The following is a 1,252-nucleotide window of genomic DNA, read 5'->3' on the forward strand; positions in this document are numbered from 1 at the left end:
ATCGTCTCCCTTTCGGAGATGAGGAATCCGTAAGCCGCTATGCATAGTGTGGCATGGTGGTGGAAGCCGCGCCAACCGCGCCCTTCGAAGTGGCCGAGCCCGACCTCCTGCTTGAGTTCCTGATAGTCGCGCTCAATGCGCCAGCGCAGTTTTGTCAGGTCGACCAACCGATGGAAGGCGATCTTTTCGGGAACGGTCGAGAGCCAATATTTTGTCGGCTCGGCCTCGTTCTTCGGCCACTCGATCAACAGCCATTCTTCCGGGCGGCTCTTGGTGAGGTTGTAATCGCGATGGGCAACCCGCACGCGCACCCGAGCAAAGCGCGAGGTGAGCTGCTCGGCCGAACCTTCGCGCCACGCGATCGTGCGCCATGCCTTTGCCGGCAAGCCGAGCGCGAGTTTCTTGACCGAGATTGGCTGATGATGGCGATCACGCCGTATCAACTTCGGCGGCCTTCCCTGGCCCGACCATCTTTTGGCGCGCAGCGGCACCATGCCCGGCGCCCACACCGTGGTGTTCGGTAGAATGCCAGCGACATAGCTCAACCCCAGCGTTGCGATATCCGTGCGCAGTTCGGTGTTGGCACCGTAACCGGCATCCATCAGCACGACGCCGCGCGGCAGGCCGGCCTCGCAGGCCTTACGAATCTGATCGAACGCGATCTGCGGCTTGGTCTTGAAGACAATGTCCTCAGGAATGCCGGCCTTTCGCCGGCGTGCGCGATCTTGCCATTCCTGCGGTAGGTACAGGCGATAAGCGACCGGCAGGCTGGCGTGGTGATTGGCAATCGACAGCGACACCGCGACCTGACAATTGTCCTGCTTGCCGAGTTGGCCGCAATACTGTCGTGCCACTCCTACTGAATGCCGGCCCTGCTTGGGAAAACCTGTGTCGTCGATAATCCAGGCCTCGATCGGTCCATGACGCTCGATCCGCGGCAGCACCATCTCGCGCACCTTGGTCAAGACCTTCTCGTCCGACCAGCGCCCTTCACCGACAAAATGCAGCAGCGATTGATGCTGCGCCGCTGTCCGTTCAGGCGCGGTGATCGCCGCCATCGGTTCCACGCTCTTGCGTTCGCATGGCATCATCAGACCAACGCAGTAATCCCGTAACGGCTTCGCCCGGTCTGCATGGCCGATCACGCTCACAAGCCCCTCGACATAGGCCGCAAACCGCGATTCACTCCCGTCCGATCTTGGGTGACCCATCCCAGCTCTCCATGCCGAAAAACGAATCTCCCGAAAATACC

1 protein-coding gene is annotated in these 1,252 nt (G+C 61.0%); it reads right to left on the reverse strand.

Annotated features, from left to right (window positions below):
- The coding region (locus IVA82_RS08325; RefSeq protein WP_247391133.1) for an IS701 family transposase at positions 1–1,211 on the reverse strand (1,211 nt) is incomplete at its 3' end.
- Positions 1,212–1,252: the final 41 nt, after the last annotated feature.

The organism is Bradyrhizobium sp. 142 (genome assembly GCF_023074015.1).
Taxonomy (GTDB): domain Bacteria; phylum Pseudomonadota; class Alphaproteobacteria; order Rhizobiales; family Xanthobacteraceae; genus Bradyrhizobium.